This window comes from Mesorhizobium sp. WSM3864, from assembly GCF_002294955.1.
GTDB lineage: Bacteria > Pseudomonadota > Alphaproteobacteria > Rhizobiales > Rhizobiaceae > Mesorhizobium.
Window position 1 is genome coordinate 134292 of sequence record NZ_NSGD01000006.1, and the last position, 16788, is coordinate 151079.

Below are 16788 nucleotides of genomic sequence, written 5' to 3' on the forward strand. Positions count from 1 at the left end.
GTCGCTAACTTGGTCGGGCAGGATGAAGGAGACAACATGAACGCACCGGCCGCTGAATTGACTGTGCCGACCCACCGTCGCGGCGGCGGCCGCCTTGGGCGCAAGGCGCTGAGAAGCGCGCCGGTCGCGTCTTTCCCGACGCTCGTTCGCCAGATTCCGGCCTATGAGATCGTGCCCGACGAGGCGGTGGAACTGATCCACGAGGAGTCGCTCAAAATCCTCGAGGAGGTTGGCTGCGAGTTCCGCGACGACGAAGCGATCGCGCTTTGGAAGGCGGCGGGTGCCGACGTCAAGGACACACGGGTCCGCATCGATCGCGCGTTGCTGATGGAGCTTGTCTCGAAGGTCCCGCCGGAATTCACGCTCAATGCGCGCAACCCCGAGCGAACGGTTCGCGTCGGCGGCAAGAACTCGATCTTCGTGCCGATGTATGGCGCGCCTTATGTGCGCGACCTCGACAACAAGCGGCGTTACGGCACGCTCAACGACCTCAACAATTTCCACAAGCTCGCCTACATGGCGCCGGCGCTGCATTCGTCGAGCTCGATCATCTGCGAGCCGATGGAGATCCCGGTGCCGAAGCGGCACCTCCACATCATCCATTCGGCGCTCAAGCACTCCGACAAGCCGTTCATGGGTATCGTGACGTCGAAGGAGCGGGCCGAAGACACGATGGCTATGGCTGCGATCGTGTTCGGCGAGGAGTTCGTGCGCGACAATCCGGTGCTGGTGGCGATCACCAATTGCAATTCGCCGCTGGTGTGGGACGCCACCATGCTCGACGCCATGCGGGTCTATGCCCGCCACAACCAGCCGCTGATCCTGGCACCCTTCGCGCTCTGCGGCGCCTCGACCTCGGCCTCCGCCGTCGGCGCGGTCGCGCAGGTCAATGCCGAGGCGCTCGCCGGGGTGGCCTTCACCCAGCTGATCCGTCCCGGCTCGCCGCAGATCTATGGCCAGTTCATGGTGACCGTCGACATGAAGACCGGCGCCCCGATGGGCGGCACGCCGGAGGCTGCGCAGATGATGTATCTGATGGGCGCGCTGGCGCGGAAATACAAACTGCCATGGCGCACCTCGGGCTTCCATGTCGGCTCCAAGCTCAACGACGCCCAGGCAGGCTACGAGGCGAACATGCTTATGCATGCCGCGATCCTCGCCGGCGCCAATTACATCTGGCACTCCGCCGGCTGGCTCGAGGCCGGCCTTACCTGCGGCTATTCGAAATTCGCCACCGACTGTGAACAGCTCGTCGGTTGGTACAAATATGCCGGCGGCGTTCCCTTCGACGATTTCAAGGAGGCCATGGCGGCGATCCGCGAGGTCGGTCCGCAAGGGCATTTTCTCGGCACGCAGCACACGCTCGAGCATTTCGAGCGCGCCTTCTTCATGCCGAGCATCATGGACTTCAATTCCTTCGAACAATGGACAGCCGAGGGCGCGAAGGATCACGACACGCGCGGCCTCGAAAGGGCGCGCAACATGCTCGCCGACTACCAGGAGCCGAAGCTCGACGAGGGCATCGCCGAAGGTCTCAAGGATTTGATCGCGCGGCGCGAGGAAAAGCTGCCTGATAGCGTTAGTTGACAAAAAATGGGCAAAGGCCGTCGGCAATCGCGACTGACAGCAAGCCAATGGCTCAGCCAGCGCGCACCTTGCCGTTGGCCAGGTGTTTCTGAAGCGATTGACAGGCGTTCATAATATGATCGTAGACCAACTTTGCGGCCTGTTCGGTCTCGCCAGCGCGGCAGGCGGCCAGGATTTCGCGATGTTCTCGATCCGCAAGCTCATGACCGCCGGAAATCGTCAGCTGAACTCGCAGATAGCGTTCGATGCGATCGTTAACCGACCGGATCATGCGGAGCAGATATGGTCGCCCGGCGTCTAGATAAAGACTGGAATGGAACTCCCAATTTAGTTCCGCCCAGCGGCCGACGTCGGTTTCCTTCGCAAAGGAGTCGCAACTTGCTTGCGCTTTATCGAAGGTCTTCTCGTTCATGTGGGGGAGGGAAAGCCGAATTGCGTTCGATTCCAGCATGGCTCGGACCTCGAAAATCTGCACGATCTCCGGTTCCGACATGCTGGCGACAATTGCGCCCTTGTTTCGCTGAAATACCACGAATCCCTCTGCCTCGAGCCGCTTCAAAGCTTCGCGCACCGGAATCTTGCTGATGTTGAACATGCGGGCGACGTCGTCTTGCCTGATCGGTTCGCCCTCATCAAGCGACCCGGATATGATTGCTCCGCGGATGAACTTCAAAACCACGTCGGAAGCGGTGGGGGCGGCACCCAAATCGGGAATGTCGGCAAATGCAAATGGCACGTGTAGAGTCTCCGCACGGAGCGTCAGATCTGCAAACATAGATATCGTAGACGATGTTCGCGATCAAATACGCTCGCGATTCTGCTCAATCCGAGTGTCTGCGTGGCCTGAGATGCCGTCCGGCGTGGGCTCTTTTGAGCCCGGCCGATCAGCAGCGACTGGCGCATTTCCCTTCAATCGAGCCTTGACGAGAGCCGAAGATCGTATACGATATCCAATCGGAAGCCGCGGCTCTGGGGACTCCCGAATGCGAAGCACGAAAGTCATCCATGTTGTTTCCTGCCACGCGGAGGGCGAAGTCGGGGATGTCATCGTTGGCGGGGTGTCTCCTCCGCCGGGAGACACCGTCTGGGACCAGCGCAAATGGATTGCAGAAGACAACGGACTTCGTAACTTCGTTCTTAACGAACCGCGCGGCGGCGTCTTCCGGCACGTCAACCTTCTGGTCCCTCCCAAGCATCCCGACGCGCAGATGGCTTGGATCATAATGGAGCCGGAGGATACGCCCCCGATGTCCGGCTCCAATTCGATTTGCGTCTCGACGGTAATTCTGGACACCGGGATCATCCCCATGCAGGAGCCGGTAACCGAAATGGTGCTCGAGGCGCCGGGCGGTCTGGTACGCGTGCGGGCCGAGTGTGCCGGAGGAAAAGCCCAGCGCATCACCGTCGAAAACGTACCATCATTCGCCAGCAGGGTCGGTGTGCCGCTTGAGGTCGATGGCCTCGGTACCATCACGGTCGACACGGCCTATGGAGGCGACAGTTTCGTCGTCGTCGACGCACCTGCCCTTGGGTTAGCGCTTGAAACCGACGAGGCTCGTGATCTCGCCGAACTTGGGGTGCGCATCACCGATGCGGCCAATCGACAAATGGCGTTCTCCCACCCTGAGCGTCCCGATTGGCGCCACCATTCGTTCTGTCTTTTTGCCGGCGCCATCACCCAGGATGGCAACCGCCTCCGCGCAAAATCGGTCGTTTCGATAAAACCTGGCAAGCTCGACCGATCGCCGACCGGAACGGCGGTGTCGGCCCGCATGGCGCTCTTGCACGCGAAGGGTCAAATGACAGCCGAGGATTGGTTCACCGGTGTGTCCATCATCGGGTCAGAATTTCACGGCAAGATTCTCGGCACCACGCAGGTTGTCGATATGCCCGCAATACGCCCCCAGATCAGCGGTCGCGGTTGGATCACCGGCATCCATCAGCACATGCTGGATCCTGAAGATCCTTGGCCGGCGGGCTATCGCGTGGCGGACACCTGGCCGATGAAGCGTGCGAAGGTGTGAAGGTGGTTCTTCGCCCGGCATCTTTCTCCAGCTCATGCCCCAAGAAGCTTGACGCTCAACAAGGCTCGTATACGATATTCGAAATGCCGCAGGATGGAGCGAGTTCTCACTATCTCAGGCAAGGCAGCGTCTGGACGCACGCTCACGCTGCAGGCGCCATCTACAGCTGAAAAAAAGTGCACCAGGATGGCCAATGTTTCGCAACATGGGAGGAAAAAATGACAATCTTCAAAAGCAACGGTGATCGCGTTCCTGCCGCCATCGAGGCGATGGTTAAAGAAGCGCGCGCGGGCCGCGTGGACCGGCGCGAATTCCTGGCGCTGGCAAGCGCCTTCGGCGCGTCGACGGCGTTCGCCTATGGCATGATTGGCCTTGCCGCGCCGACAAAAGCCCTGGCGCAAGAGCCGAAGAAAGGCGGAACGCTGCATGTCGCGATGTCGGTCAAGGCGCAGAAGGACCCGCGCACCTATGACTGGACGGAGATGGCGAACGTCACCCGCACCTGGCTGGAGCCGCTCGTGCGCTACACGCACCAGTTCACCTTCGAGCCGGTGCTGCTCGAAAGCTGGGACGTCAACGACGACGCCACCGAATACACGCTGCATCTGCGCAAAGGCGTCACCTGGAACAACGGCGATGCCTTCAACGCCGATGACGTCGTCTTCAACCTCAATCGCTGGTGCGAGAAGGGGGCTTCCGGCAATTCCATGGCCGCCCGCGTCGGCGCGCTGGTCGACGCCAAGACCGGCAAGGCAAGGGATGGCGCGATCACCAAGGTCGATGACCATACGGTCAAGCTGAAGCTGTCCGAAGCCGATATCGCGATCATCCCGGGCTTCACCGACTATCCGGCGCTGGTCGTGCATCGCAACTTCGACAAGGATGGCGCCGATCCGATCAAGAAGCCGATCGGCACCGGGGCTTTCGAGCTGGTGTCTTACGATGTCGGCCAGAAAGCCGTGGTCAAGCGCCGCGAGAACGGCAAGTGGTGGGGCGGCGAAGCGCCGCTCGACGGGGTCGAGTTCATCGACTACGGCACCGACTTCAACGCCACGCTGAATGCCTTCGATTCCGGCGAGATCGACCTCGATTTCGAGACCCCGGCCGACTTCATCGACCCCCTCGACAAGATGGAGCTGGTGAAATCGGAAGTCGCGACGGCGACCACGCTCGTTGCGCGCACCAACATCACGCACAAACCTTACGATGACAAACGGGTGCGCAATGCGCTGCAGATGGCGGTCGACAACAACCAGGTCATGCAGCTCGGCTACGCCGGTCGCGGCACGGTCGGCGAGAACCACCATGTCAGCCCGATCCATCCGGAATATTACCCGCTGCCGAAGAAGGAACGGGACGCGGCGGGCGCCAAGAAGCTGATGGCCGACGCCGGGCAGGCCGACTTCGAGCACGAGCTGATCACGGTCGAGGACGAATGGCAGAAGAACACCGGCGACGCGATCGCCGGCCAGTTGCGCGATGCCGGCATCAAGGTGAAGCGCACGGTGCTGCCCGGTTCGACCTTCTGGAACGACTGGACGAAATATCCTTATTCCATGACCATCTGGTACATGCGCCCGCTCGGCGTGCAGGTGCTGGCGCTGGGCTATCGCACCGGCGAGGCCTGGAATGAGACCGCGTTCTCGAACCCGGATTTCGACGCCAAGCTCAAGGAGGCGCTGTCGCAGATCGACGTCGCCAAGCGCAAGGAGGTTATGAAGGACGTCGAGCAGATCCTGCAGGACTCCGGCGTCATCATCCAGCCGTTCTGGCAGAAGCTCTACTGCCACATGAACAAGAAGGTGAAGAACTACGCCATGCACCAAACCTATCAAATGGATTTCCAGAACGTCTGGCTGGAAGCTTAAGCCGCGCAGCGCAGGACTTCATGCGTCGTGAAAAAGCCGATATGCAGGATGCGTGGTGGTGATCGTGCCACCACGCCGCCGACCATCCGGAGATCCTGCATGAGACCGATGATCGCAGTTGCCATCTCGATCGCCTTGCCTGCCGCGGCACTCGCCGGGCCGGCTTCCAACGCCGTGAAGTTCTTCTATGTGCCTGAAGTGAAGTTCGAGGCGGACGCGAAATACCGCGACCGCTTCACCGAGCCGGTCACCAAGCTCTTCGAAGCCAACGACAAGGCCCGCAACGAGAAGCCCGACGAGGTATCCTGCATCGACTTCGACCCAGGCCTCGACGCCCAGGATTTCGACCAGAAGACCGTGTCGAAGACGCTGAAGCTTGCCGAGGCCGTCAATGGCGACACCGCCGAGGTGACGGCAAGCTTCAATCTTTTCTCGGAAGGCGATGACTCCAAACGCGAAATGGTGTGGTCGCTGAAGAAAGTGGACGGCAAGTGGAAGATCGCCGACATCACCTCCAAAACCAGCGACTGGACGCTCAGCACGCTGGAATGCGGCTCCTCGACGGAGTGACGCCGTGCTTCGGCGTCTGGTCCTCGCGCTGTCGAGCTTGTCGATGCTGACCGCGGGGCTGAACGGCGGCGCCTACGGGCAAGGACTGTTCGGCTCGCCGCCGCCGAACGCGTCCTCTGGCGACAATGCGCCGGCGATCGACAAGTCGGCGCCGGCCACAACGCCTGAAAGCAAGCCGGCCGAACCGGCGCCAGCTGCGCCCGTCCTGCCCGGATCGCCGACGGCGGTGGTGAAGCCCTTCTACGAGCATCTCGGGCTGGAATTGGACCCCAGCCAGCGCAAGAACTTCAGCGATCCGGCGAAGAGCGTGCTCGACAAAGCCGACGCGCTGCGCGCCTCGGGTCAGGGCGAGTGCCTCGATCCCAACATGGCGCTCGACAATGCCGATTACGACAAGCTCGCCATCGACAAGAGCCTGCGCACCATCGAAGCGATCAATGGTGACGAGGCCAAGGTGGTGGTCGTCTTCGTCGTCGAAGGCCACCAGCACCGTCTCGAATGGAAGCTGAAGAAGGTCGGCGGCGACTGGAAGATCTCCGACCTCCTGTCGGTCACCGGCGAATGGGCGCTCAGCCAGTACCAGTGCGAATGATGAAGTCGCGGTCAGGGCATCACAGATGAAACTCCGTGCTATCCTTGCGGCGGCGATTATCGGACTTTGCGCGGCCGACTGGGCGGCTGGAACAACGCTGATCACCCGCGGGCTCCGTCAGAACTTGACGGCGCCGAGCGAGGTGCCCGTCGAGCGCGTCGTGCTCAACCAGGCTGGTGCGCCCGAACTTGTCGGTTGGGTGATTGGTCGAAAGGACAGTTGCGGTGCGATCGTCCTGTTGCACGGGCGCGGCGCCAACAGGCTAGCGATGCTGCAACGCGCAAAACTGCTATCCGATAGCGGCTATTCGGTTGCCCTGTTCGATCTGTCGGGGCACGGCGAGAGCGGCGGAACCGTACAAGGCTTCGGCTACATTGAAGGGCAGGACGCTGTCCGCATCCTGACATATGCACGACAGCGCTTCCCCGGGCAAAAGATCGGCGCCGTGGGATCCTCGCTGGGAGCGGCAGCCTTTGTCTTTGCTGCACCGAAGGCGATCGCCGATGCCTACGTGCTGGAACAGCTCTACGCGACATTGCGCGAGACGACGGCTCGTCGAATGCCGTTCAGCATGCTGCGTAGCCTCCAAGCGGATGTCCTTCTGGCGCAGATGCCGCTTCGGCTCGGAATAAGCGCCGACGATGTCAGGCCGGTCGACCGCCTCGGCGAAATCGGCAAGCCGTTACTCTTGCTCGCCGGCGGCGAGGATCCCTTTATAGACCACGGGCAGGTAATGGCGCTGAAAAAAGCCGCTGCCTCGCAATTGGTCTGGTTCAACGGCGCCGGTCATGTCGATCTGTTGCGCCACGACCAGCAACGCTATCGCATTTCGGTCGTTCCGTTTCTTGCGACCAACCTGTGCCGAACCAATGCGGCCGGCCATGTCTGATGGCCGCTCGATAAACTCACCCGCGCCCGCGATATGGCGCGACCCCGGTGTCGGGCAGCCAGGCGCCTTCGGGCGGCGCGCCGGTCTGCCAGAAGACGTCGATGGGGATGCCGCCCCGCGGGAACCAGTAGCCGCCGACGCGCAGCCAGAGCGGCTTGGTCGCTTCGACGATGCGGCGGCCGATCATGACGGTGCATTCCTCGTGAAAGGCGCCATGGTTGCGGAACGAGGTCATGAACAGCTTCAGCGACTTCGATTCCACCAGCGTCTTGTCGGGCGCGTAGTCGATGACGATGTGGGCGAAGTCGGGCTGGCCGGTGACCGGGCAGAGCGAGGTGAATTCCGGGCAGGTGAAGCGCACGATCGCGGGCGGGCCGTCGCCTCGCTCGAACGGCACGGTTTCCAGGACTGCCTGTTCGGGACTCTGCGGCGTCTCGACGTGTTTGCCGAGCTGGGTCAGGTTTTTGGCGTCGGTCATCGATGGCTCCTTGCTGCCGCCGATGATTGCAAGAGCGGCAGGTGCAATCAGTTGAAAGTGCGCCGCGATCGAACGGACCCGGCGGGTTTGGCGGCTCATTAGCATTGGAGCGAAAGCCGCGCAGCGGTTTTCGGATGAATCCGATGCGTGAAATGGAAGCGGGAGCAGCTCCCGCGCAATTTGATACGGCAGGAAGACGATGACCAGCAACGACCCGCTTCTCCAACCTTATCAGCTCAAGCACCTGACGCTGAAGAACCGGGTGATGTCGACCAGCCATGAGCCGGCTTATTCCGAGGACGGCATGCCGAAGGAGCGCTACCGGCTCTACCACGCCGAGAAGGCCAAGGGCGGCATGGCGCTGACGATGACAGCGGGCTCTGCCATCGTGTCACGCGACAGCCCGGCCGCCTTCGGCAACCTGCATGTCTATGACGACGCCATCGTGCCGTGGCTCGCCGAACTTGCGGATGCCTGTCATGAGCATGACTGCAAGGTCATGATCCAGATCACCCATCTCGGTCGCCGCACCGGCTGGAACAAGGCCGACTGGCTGCCGGTGCTTTCCGCCTCGCCGGTGCGCGAGCCGGCGCATCGCGCCTTTCCCAAGACCATCGAGGACTGGGACATCGAGCGCATCGTTGCCGATTATGCTTCCGCCGCCCAGCGCTGCCAGGCGGCCGGCCTCGACGGCATCGAATTCGAATCCTACGGCCATCTGATGGACGGCTTCTGGTCGCCCGCCACCAACCATCGCGACGATGATTTCGGCGGCTCGCTCGACAACCGGCTGCGCTTCACCAACATGGTGCTGGATGCGGTTCGCGCCGCGGTCGGCGAGAAATTCGTCGTCGGCATCCGCATGGTCGCCGACGAGGATTTCGAAAAAGGCCTGTCGAAGGAGGAGGGCGTCGAGATCGCGAAACGTCTGGCTGGCTCCGGCAAGGTCGATTTCCTCAACATCATCCGCGGCTCGATCGAGACCGACGCGGCGCTGACCAAGGTCATCCCGGTGGCCGGCATGCGCTCGTCGCCGCATCTCGATTTCGCCGGCGAGGTGAGGGCGGCGACGAAATTCCCGACTTTCCACGCGGCGCGGATATCCGATGTCGCGACCGCGCGTCATGCGATCGCCTCCGGCAAGCTCGACATGGTCGGCATGACGCGCGCCCATATCGCCGATCCGCATATCATCAGGAAAGTGATGGAAGGGCGCGAGCACGAGATCCGGCCTTGCGTCGGCGCCACCTACTGCCTCGATCGCATCTATGAAGGCGGTGAGGCGCTCTGCGTCCACAACGCCGCCACCGGCCGCGAAGCGACGATCCCGCATGTCATCGCGAAAAGCGAAGGGCCGAAGAGGCGGGTGGTGGTCGTCGGCGCCGGGGCGGGCGGTCTGGAAGCTGCGCGTGTCGCCGCCGAACGGGGCCATCAGGTGACGGTCCTCGAAGCGTCCAGCCAGGCCGGCGGCCAGGTGCGGCTCGCGACGCAAAATCCGCGCCGCAAGGAGCTGATCGGCATCATCGACTGGCGGCTTGCCGAGCTCGATCGCCTCGGCGTCGAGATCCGCTACGACACATGGGCCGAAAAAGACGATGTCCTCGCACTTTCGCCGGATGTGGTGATTGTCGCCACCGGCGGCCTGCCGCAGAACCCGCCGCTGGCAGCGGGCGACAATCTCGTCACCTCGAGCTGGGACATCATGGCCGGCAGCGTCAAGCCGGCCGAGAGCGTGCTGCTCTATGACGACAATGGCGGCCATCAGGGCATGGGCGCGGCGGAATTGATAGCCAACAGCGGCTCGAAGCTGGAGCTGGTCTCACCGGAGCGCTTCTTCGCGCCGGAAATGGGCGGCCTGAACCACGTGCCCTATATGCGCGCTTTTCACGAGAAAGGCGTCACCGTCACCATCAACGCCCGTCTGCGCTCCGTGCGACGCGAGGGCAACCAGCTCATCGCCGAGCTGGCGTCGGACTTCGCCGATGGCTGGCGCGGCGAGCGGCGTGTCGACCAGGTGGTCGTCGAGCATGGCACCGCGCCGCTCGACGATCTCTACCTCGCGCTGAAGCCGCTGTCGAAGAATGGCGGCGCGGTCGACTACGAGCGGCTGGTAAGCGGCGGCGACATTTTTCCGCCACGCAATCCGGAAGGCGGCTTTGTTCTGTTCCGCATCGGCGACGCAGTCGCCTCGCGCAACATCCACGCCGCCATCTATGACGGCATCAGGTTCGGCATCCGGATCTGAACCTGGGTCCTCCATTGGCCAGGCTGGAATCATCGAAACGCGGGTCGCGGCCTGCGCCATCCTGGCCAGGCAACTGGGCCGCGAGGATCTCGCCGCGACGATCGAAACATATGGTGGCCGTGATGAAGCGCTTGGCTGGGCGGCAGCGCTTGAGGACGTCAGGCTGGAAGGTTTTCGCATCGCGCCCAACATGCGCACCTACACAAAGCTGCGACGGGAAAATCTGCGCGGCGGTTCCGTTGAGGTGATCTGATGCGCCGGCGACGGCCGCACTGGGGAACGCACCGGACCGTCACAAGGAGAGCCACCTGCCGCGTTGGTCCGGTGCGCCGCGCGCGGCCGCCGGCCCGCACCGGTACCGCGCGAGCCGTTGACGGTCAGAACATCCTGGCCGTGGCCATGCACAATACGGTGATGACCAGCAGCCCGCCGGCAAGGCGTTCGCCTTTGGTCATTTTCGCGCGCAACTGCGCTTGCGTCGCCGCATCGGCACCTGCCAGTTGCCTGCTGGAAGAGGCTACAAGGGCGCCCTGCACGCCGGCGGCGATCAGCGCTGTCGCAATGCCCAGCGCCAGCACCATTTCCATCGGGCCGAAAGCGCCTTCGTGGAAGAAATACCAGAGCAGCAGACCGGTCAAGAAGACCATGCCGGAGGCGCCGAGTTGCGGCCGGATAAAGCGCTCCGCCTTGATCTCCGGATCACGGGCAACCGCAATGGTCGTGCCGGCCCAGAAGACGCCGGCCATAACATGCAGGCCGATGACGACGATGTAGACATATTGCATGACTGCATTCCTCTCGTTCGCCCCGCCACCGGTGTGACGCTTTGCCTGTCGGGTTTGCCTTTCGGCTGGGTCCGACAACGTTAATAAGACAAAGTTAGATATCTAACAGTTAGATGTCAATGCTTCATGCGAAGTTTCGCCAACCCGTTGCTTGTTCTAGTGTCCAGCCATGACGCCATTTGATCGCCCGCCCATCGGCATGAATCTCGCGCGCACCGCCAAACTGGTGGCGCAGGCCTTTGACGCTGCCTTGGTGGAGGTCGGCGGAACGCTGCCGGTCTGGGTGACCTTGCTCTCGGTCAAGTCGAAGGAACTGGCCAACCAGCGCGAGCTTGCCGGCATGATCGGCATCCAGGGCGCGACGCTGACGCATCACCTCAACGCCATGGAGGCGCAAGGGCTGCTGACGCGCCGCCGCGATCCGCAGAACCGCAGGGTGCATCAGGTGGCGCTGACCGAAACCGGCGAAGCGCTGTTCGAGAAGTTGCGCCTCGAGGCCGTCGCCTTCGACAAAAGGCTGAGAGCTGGGCTGCCGGACGACCGGCTTGCGGAATTCGCCGAGGTGCTGGCGGCGCTTCGGGCGAATGTGGGAGGTTAAGCCCGGCTGCCCTGCAGCACCTTGAGCTTCGCCTTCTTCGGGCTGCGCGCGGTAAGCCATTCGCGCGCCTTGTCCTGCGGCATCGGGAAGGCGATCGAATAGCCCTGCACCTGGTCGCAGCCGATCGCCATCAGCGAGTCGAGCTCGGCCTCCGTTTCCGCGCCCTCGGCGACGATCGAGATGCCGAGCCCGCGGGCAAGCTCGGTGATGGCGCGCACGATCTTGGTGTTGTCGCCGTTCTCGTTGATATTCTGGACGAAGCGGCGGTCGATCTTCAGCCGATCGATCTCGTTCGGGTTGACATGGCTGAGTGAAGCATAGCCCGTGCCGAAATCGTCGAGCTCGAGATGGACGCCCGCCGCGCGGATATGCCTGAGCTTGGCGGCGATGCCGGTCTTCTCGTCGTCGAGGATGACGGATTCAACGATTTCCAGCGACAGCTTCTGCGGCGCAAGCCCTGCCCGCTCCAGCGTTCCGAACAGGAAATTGTCGAAATCCGGCTCGCGCAGCTCGGTGCCCGAGACATTGACGGCGATGCGTCCGAAATCGATGCCGGCGCGATCCCATTCGGCGGCTTCGTTGATCGCCTTGCTGATGACGATGCGGCCGATATCCGGCATGAAGCCGCACTTCTCCGCCACCGGGATGAATTCGCCGGGCGAGATCATGCCGCGCGTGGCGTGTTTCCAGCGCACCAGTGCTTCGATACCGCTGATCTTGCCGCTGGTGAGCGACACTTGAGGCTGGAAATAGACCTCGAAGATCTTTTCCGCGATCGCCGTGCGGATGTCCTGCTCGAGCTGCTTGCGGTAGTCGAGCTCGCGCCGCAGCTCTTCGGAGAAGAAGGAGAAGCTGCCGCCGCCGAGCTTCTTGGCCGAATAGAGGGCGAGATCGGCATGGACGAGCAGGTCCTGCGCGTTGTCGGCGTCGACTGGATAGACGGCGATGCCGGCGCTGGCGCCAGGCATTATGGTCGTGCCCTGGAAGGTGATCGGCTCGTTGATGTTGGCGATGATGCGCTTGGCCAGTGCATGGATGTCCTCGGTGCTGCCGGCGCCGTTGAGGATCATCACGAACTCGTCGCCGCCCAGACGGGCGCAAAGATCCGATGCGCGGCAGGAATCGCGCATGCGTTGCGCGGTGACGACAAGCACATAGTCGCCCGCCGCGTGCCCCAGCGTGTCGTTGATCTGCTTGAAGCGGTCGAGGTCGAGTTGGATCACCGCCAGCCGCTCGCGGCGACGATGCGCGCCCTTGATCAGCGTGTCGAAATGATCGGTGAGGAAGGTGCGGTTGTGCAAGCCGGTCAGGCCGTCATGCACGGCGATGAAGGCCATCGAATTGCGGGCGTCGACCAGTTCATGCGTCTTGCGCAGGATGGCCTTGGACATCGGCCGGAAGATGAATAGCGCGACCAGCACGATGACGCCGATGGTGGCAAAGAACAGCGTGCGGTGCAGGCTGAGCATCTCATCCGACCGCTCGGTGGCGAAGGCGCTGATGCGCTGGCCGAGCGCGGCATAGCCGGACAAAGTCGCATTGGCGACGGAGGCGTCGAGGCCGACGCGCTCGCCGCCGCCCTTATAGCCGTCGCTTTGCATGCCGAGCTGGGATGCAAATGATGAAACCAGTCGATCGCCGTTGGCGATAAGCCCGACGGAGAAATAGTCGAGATGGAACGGCTTGCTGAACAGCACATATTCGATCGATTGCGGATCGTTGCGCGCCGGCGATAGCGGATCGGCGCCGGTCTCCTTGAGCAGCCGGTCGTAATTGGTCTCGAACTCGCCCGTTGCCTGCTTGAGCGCGGTGACCAGCGCCGGCTGCTTGTCGCGCGGGGCCGCACCGGTCGCGCTGGCCAGGAAGACGATGCGCTGCGACAGCGCCTTCTGCGTGGAGACGATGTTGAGCAGCGCGTCGTTATGCTGCTGCTGCGCCATCAACTGCTGCAGCAGGATGAAGGAAGCCATCACCATGGCGGCGATGATCAGCAAGGCCAGCCAGTAGCCGCTCTTGATCAGCAGAATCAGCTTGCGCGAAACGCTGTGCACCGGCTGCTGCGACATAACTGAGTGACCCCTCCCGATCGACGGATTCCTGCCATGAATATGCGGCGCCAGAACCCTTGACGTGAAAGGGTTAACAGCTCGGCAAACCGGCACGGCGCCGGAGCTCGCGGCGCGACAAAGCTGACAGTATGGTTATTATGTCCTTTCGCAGATCGTCGCATTTGAACACATCCTTCTCCAGTTGCGCTGAACGGGCTGCGGCGCGGCTTGCGCAACTCCACCGAAGCGGTCGTTTTTGCGATGGATTTTTCTTGTCCGCAGCGCGACAGTCCGCATCAAACAAACGGGGCCAGACGATGAGCGCAGCGTTTCTCTCCCACATCGACAACGAGCTTGAAGGCCTGAAATCGGCCGGGCTCTACAAGTCCGAGCGGGTGATTTCCTCCACGCAGTCGGCCCTGATCGAGGTCGCCGGCCAGAAGGTGCTGAATTTCTGCGCCAACAACTATCTCGGCCTCGCCGACAGCCCCGAGCTGCGCGATGCGGCGAAGCAGGCGCTCGGCCGCTATGGCTACGGCATGGCGTCGGTGCGCTTCATCTGCGGCACCCAGGAAGAACACAAAGAGCTCGAAGCCACCATCTCTTCCTTCCTCGGCATGGACGACACCATTCTCTACGGCTCCTGCTTCGATGCCAATGGCGGCCTGTTCGAGACGCTGCTCGGCGAGGAAGACGCCGTCATCTCGGACGCGCTGAATCACGCCTCGATCATCGACGGGGTGCGGCTCTCCAAGGCCAAGCGCTTCCGCTACGCCAACAACGACATGGCCGACCTCGAGGCGCGGCTGAAGGAGGCGAAGGACTGCCGCTTCCGGCTGATCGCCACCGACGGCGTGTTCTCGATGGACGGCATCATCGCCAACCTGCAAGGAGTCTGCGACCTCGCCGAGAAATGCGACGCCATGGTCATGGTCGACGACAGCCATGCCGTCGGCTTCGTCGGCAAGAACGGCCGCGGCTCGGCCGAGCACTGCGGCGTCGAGGGCAGGGTGGACATCATCACGGGCACGCTCGGCAAGGCGCTGGGCGGCGCATCCGGCGGCTATACCGCGGGGAAGAAACAGGTGGTCGACTGGCTGCGCCAGCGCTCGCGGCCCTATCTCTTCTCCAACACGCTGATGCCGGCGATCGCCGGCGCCTCGCTGAAAGTCTTCGAGCTGATCCGCAATGGCGATGCGCTGCGCCGCCGCCTATATGCCAATGCGGAACGCTTCCGGTCTCAAATGGGCAAGCTCGGCTTTACGCTTGCCGGCGCGAATCATCCGATCATCCCGGTAATGCTGGGCGACGCCGCCCTTGCGCAGGAGATGGCGGCTCGCATGCTGAAGCGCGGCATCTACGTCATCGGTTTTTCGTTCCCGGTGGTGCCCAAAGGCCAGGCGCGCATCCGCACCCAGATGTCGGCGGCGCACTCCAGCGCCGATATCGATCGCGCCGTCGAGGTATTCGGCGAGGTCGGGAAGGAACTGGGTGTAATCGCTTGACGGTGCCGCCGGCAATGGAAGTGGACCATGGCGATCGATGTGACGAGCAGTATCGAGATCGCCAGGCCGCGCGCGGTTGTCGCCGCCTTTTCTTCCGATCCGGACAATGTTCCGCGCTGGTACGTCAACATCAAATCGGTGGAATGGAAGACTCCCCGACCGGCCCAGATAGGATCGAGAATTACCTTCGTAGCCCAGTTCCTCGGACGGCGGCTCGCTTATACCTACGAGATCCTGGATCTCGTGCCGGGCGAGAGGCTGGTGATGCGATCCGACGAAGGACCGTTTCCGATGGAGACGAGCTATGGATGGCGGGATTCCGGCGAGGGCCGCACGCATATGACGCTCCGGAATCGCGGCTCGCCGGCCGGCTTTTCCCGTCTCATGACCCCGCTCATAGCCGTGGCTGTCCGGCGTTCGACCGACCGCGATCTGCTGCGGCTGAAGAACATCCTGGAAGCGGCAGGTTGATGATCCGTCAGGACGGGGAAGATTTTCTGGGGAGTGTTCGATGTCCAACATGATGAAGGCGCTGGTGAAGGCCAAGGCCGAGCCGGGCATCTGGATGGAAGAAGTGCCGGTGCCGGAGATCGGCCCCAACGACGTGCTGATCAAGGTCAGGAAGACCGCGATCTGCGGCACCGACGTCCACATCTACAATTGGGACCAGTGGGCGCAGAAGACCGTGCCGGTGCCGATGGTGACCGGCCATGAATTTGTCGGGACCGTCGCGGATTTCGGCGCGGCCGTCACCGAATACAAGGTCGGACAGCGCGTCTCGGGCGAGGGCCACATCGTCTGCGGCCACTGCCGCAACTGCCGCGCGGGGCGAGGGCACCTCTGCCGCAACACGCTCGGCGTCGGTGTCAACCGGCCCGGCGCCTTCGGCGAGTATGTAGCGATCCCGCAGCACAATGTCGTGCCGATCCCCGACGACGTGCCGGATGAGATCGCGGCCATCTTCGATCCACTAGGCAATGCCGTCCACACCGCACTGTCCTTCGACCTGGTCGGCGAGGATGTGCTGGTCACCGGCGCCGGACCGATCGGCATCATGGGCGCGCTGGTCGCGCAGTGTGTCGGCGCCAGGAAGGTCGTCATCACCGATATCAATCCGGTCCGGCTGGAACTGGCGCGCAAGCTCGGCGTCCAGCATGTGGTCGACGCCTCGAAGGAGAAGCTGCGCGAGGTGATGCCGGCACTCGGCATGACCGAAGGTTTCGACGTCGGGCTGGAGATGTCGGGCGCCGCGCCAGCCTTCCGCGACATGATTGACACCATGAACAATGGCGGCAAGATCGCCATCCTCGGCATCGCTCCCACCGGCTTCGAGATCGACTGGAACAAGGTCATCTTCAAGATGCTGCATCTCAAAGGCATCTACGGGCGCGAGATGTTCGAGACCTGGTACAAGATGATCGCCCTGGTGCAGGGGCCGCTGGATGTCTCGGGTCTGATCACGCATCGCATCGGCATCGACGATTTCCAGGTTGGGTTCGATGCGATGCGCAGCGGCAGTTCCGGCAAAGTGGTGATGGACTGGTAAGGTTTGGTTGAAGCAGCATCCTGGCAATGCTGCGGGACAGCTCCCTCTTTGGC

Annotated in this window: 16 protein-coding genes; 12 read left to right on the forward strand and 4 right to left on the reverse strand. The window is 62.7% G+C overall.

Annotated features, from left to right (window positions below; translation table 11 throughout):
- Nucleotides 1–36: 36 nt before the first annotated feature.
- On the forward strand, nucleotides 37–1587 hold the full coding sequence (locus CK215_RS15350; RefSeq protein WP_095831509.1) for a trimethylamine methyltransferase family protein: 1551 nt from the start codon (nucleotides 37–39) through the stop codon (nucleotides 1585–1587).
- Nucleotides 1588–1639: 52 nt separating this feature from the next.
- On the opposite strand, the gene CK215_RS15355 is transcribed toward CK215_RS15350, so the two are convergent.
- A complete protein-coding gene (locus CK215_RS15355) occupies nucleotides 1640–2323 on the reverse strand; it encodes a GntR family transcriptional regulator (protein WP_095831510.1) in 684 nt (227 codons plus the stop codon).
- 247 nt (nucleotides 2324–2570) lie between these two features.
- On the opposite strand from CK215_RS15355, the gene CK215_RS15360 reads away from it, so the two are divergent.
- The 5 genes from CK215_RS15360 to CK215_RS15380 all read left to right on the forward strand — a co-directional run bounded on the left by CK215_RS15360 (nucleotide 2571) and on the right by CK215_RS15380 (nucleotide 7530).
- Nucleotides 2571–3611: a proline racemase family protein gene (locus CK215_RS15360; RefSeq protein ID WP_095831414.1), complete on the forward strand. Its 1041-nt coding sequence runs from the start codon at nucleotides 2571–2573 to the stop codon at nucleotides 3609–3611.
- 218 nt (nucleotides 3612–3829) lie between these two features.
- On the forward strand, nucleotides 3830–5479 hold the full coding sequence (locus CK215_RS15365; protein ID WP_095831415.1) for an ABC transporter substrate-binding protein: 1650 nt from the start codon (nucleotides 3830–3832) through the stop codon (nucleotides 5477–5479).
- 99 nt (nucleotides 5480–5578) lie between these two features.
- Nucleotides 5579–6049 carry a DUF3828 domain-containing protein gene (locus tag CK215_RS15370; protein ID WP_095831416.1) on the forward strand — a complete coding sequence of 157 codons (471 nt, stop codon included), beginning with the start codon at nucleotides 5579–5581 and terminating at the stop codon, nucleotides 6047–6049.
- 4 nt (nucleotides 6050–6053) lie between these two features.
- Nucleotides 6054–6641, forward strand: a complete 588-nt coding sequence (locus tag CK215_RS15375) for a hypothetical protein (RefSeq protein ID WP_095831417.1) — start codon at nucleotides 6054–6056, stop codon at nucleotides 6639–6641.
- 124 nt (nucleotides 6642–6765) lie between these two features.
- Nucleotides 6766–7530 (forward strand): alpha/beta fold hydrolase, encoded by a 765-nt coding sequence (locus CK215_RS15380; RefSeq protein ID WP_170950312.1) that lies wholly within the window; start codon nucleotides 6766–6768, stop codon nucleotides 7528–7530.
- A 16-nt stretch (nucleotides 7531–7546) separates the two neighbouring features.
- Here the strand turns inward: CK215_RS15380 and queF are convergent, their stop codons facing one another.
- The gene (gene queF, locus CK215_RS15385) at nucleotides 7547–8008 is read right to left on the reverse strand and encodes a preQ(1) synthase (protein ID WP_067330169.1); all 462 of its coding nucleotides are present in this window, start codon (nucleotides 8006–8008) and stop codon (nucleotides 7547–7549) included.
- Nucleotides 8009–8207: 199 nt separating this feature from the next.
- Here queF and CK215_RS15390 point away from each other — a divergent pair, with 199 nt between their 5' ends.
- Together CK215_RS15390 and CK215_RS15395 are read left to right on the forward strand one after the other, a co-directional pair.
- Entirely contained in the window at nucleotides 8208–10253 is a 2046-nt protein-coding gene (locus CK215_RS15390; RefSeq protein WP_067000479.1) for an NADH:flavin oxidoreductase, read from the forward strand.
- Complete coding sequence (locus CK215_RS15395; protein WP_095831419.1) at nucleotides 10222–10506, forward strand: hypothetical protein; 285 nt, start codon at nucleotides 10222–10224, stop codon at nucleotides 10504–10506. Before CK215_RS15390 ends, CK215_RS15395 begins: the two co-directional genes overlap by 32 nt.
- A 124-nt stretch (nucleotides 10507–10630) precedes the next feature.
- Here the strand turns inward: CK215_RS15395 and CK215_RS15400 are convergent, their stop codons facing one another.
- Nucleotides 10631–11038 (reverse strand): hypothetical protein, encoded by a 408-nt coding sequence (locus CK215_RS15400; protein WP_095778570.1) that lies wholly within the window; start codon nucleotides 11036–11038, stop codon nucleotides 10631–10633.
- Nucleotides 11039–11207: 169 nt separating this feature from the next.
- On the opposite strand from CK215_RS15400, the gene CK215_RS15405 reads away from it, so the two are divergent.
- Nucleotides 11208–11636: a MarR family winged helix-turn-helix transcriptional regulator gene (locus tag CK215_RS15405; RefSeq protein WP_095783187.1), complete on the forward strand. Its 429-nt coding sequence runs from the start codon at nucleotides 11208–11210 to the stop codon at nucleotides 11634–11636.
- Here CK215_RS15405 and CK215_RS15410 read toward each other — a convergent pair.
- Complete coding sequence (locus CK215_RS15410) at nucleotides 11633–13702, reverse strand: EAL domain-containing protein (protein ID WP_095831420.1); 2070 nt, start codon at nucleotides 13700–13702, stop codon at nucleotides 11633–11635. The genes CK215_RS15405 and CK215_RS15410 overlap by 4 nt on opposite strands.
- 299 nt (nucleotides 13703–14001) lie before the next feature.
- Here CK215_RS15410 and CK215_RS15415 point away from each other — a divergent pair, with 299 nt between their 5' ends.
- Genes CK215_RS15415 through tdh form a run of 3 tightly spaced genes read left to right on the forward strand, consistent with a single transcriptional unit; the run spans nucleotide 14002 to nucleotide 16735 of the window.
- A complete protein-coding gene (locus CK215_RS15415) occupies nucleotides 14002–15189 on the forward strand; it encodes a glycine C-acetyltransferase (protein WP_095831421.1) in 1188 nt (395 codons plus the stop codon).
- A gap of 27 nt (nucleotides 15190–15216) precedes the next feature.
- Nucleotides 15217–15660, forward strand: coding sequence for an SRPBCC family protein (locus tag CK215_RS15420; protein WP_095831422.1), 444 nt, complete (start codon nucleotides 15217–15219; stop codon nucleotides 15658–15660).
- A 40-nt stretch (nucleotides 15661–15700) separates the two neighbouring features.
- A complete protein-coding gene (gene tdh, locus CK215_RS15425) occupies nucleotides 15701–16735 on the forward strand; it encodes an L-threonine 3-dehydrogenase (protein ID WP_095831423.1) in 1035 nt (344 codons plus the stop codon).
- The last annotated feature ends 53 nt before the right edge of the window (nucleotides 16736–16788 follow it).

Bases quoted from the DNA above. Each gene is read 5' to 3' on its own strand.
- CK215_RS15350 (WP_095831509.1), top strand. From the start codon at position 37: ATGAACGCACCGGCCGCTGAATTGACTGTGCCGACCCACCGTCGCGGC.
- CK215_RS15360 (WP_095831414.1), top strand. From the start codon at position 2,571: ATGCGAAGCACGAAAGTCATCCATGTTGTTTCCTGCCACGCGGAGGGC.
- CK215_RS15365 (WP_095831415.1), top strand. From the start codon at position 3,830: ATGACAATCTTCAAAAGCAACGGTGATCGCGTTCCTGCCGCCATCGAG.
- CK215_RS15370 (WP_095831416.1), top strand. From the start codon at position 5,579: ATGAGACCGATGATCGCAGTTGCCATCTCGATCGCCTTGCCTGCCGCG.
- queF (WP_067330169.1), bottom strand. From the start codon at position 8,008: ATGACCGACGCCAAAAACCTGACCCAGCTCGGCAAACACGTCGAGACG.
- CK215_RS15390 (WP_067000479.1), top strand. From the start codon at position 8,208: ATGACCAGCAACGACCCGCTTCTCCAACCTTATCAGCTCAAGCACCTG.
- CK215_RS15395 (WP_095831419.1), top strand. From the start codon at position 10,222: ATGACGGCATCAGGTTCGGCATCCGGATCTGAACCTGGGTCCTCCATT.
- CK215_RS15400 (WP_095778570.1), bottom strand. From the start codon at position 11,038: ATGCAATATGTCTACATCGTCGTCATCGGCCTGCATGTTATGGCCGGC.
- CK215_RS15405 (WP_095783187.1), top strand. From the start codon at position 11,208: ATGACGCCATTTGATCGCCCGCCCATCGGCATGAATCTCGCGCGCACC.
- CK215_RS15410 (WP_095831420.1), bottom strand. From the start codon at position 13,702: ATGTCGCAGCAGCCGGTGCACAGCGTTTCGCGCAAGCTGATTCTGCTG.
- CK215_RS15415 (WP_095831421.1), top strand. From the start codon at position 14,002: ATGAGCGCAGCGTTTCTCTCCCACATCGACAACGAGCTTGAAGGCCTG.
- CK215_RS15420 (WP_095831422.1), top strand. From the start codon at position 15,217: ATGGCGATCGATGTGACGAGCAGTATCGAGATCGCCAGGCCGCGCGCG.
- tdh (WP_095831423.1), top strand. From the start codon at position 15,701: ATGTCCAACATGATGAAGGCGCTGGTGAAGGCCAAGGCCGAGCCGGGC.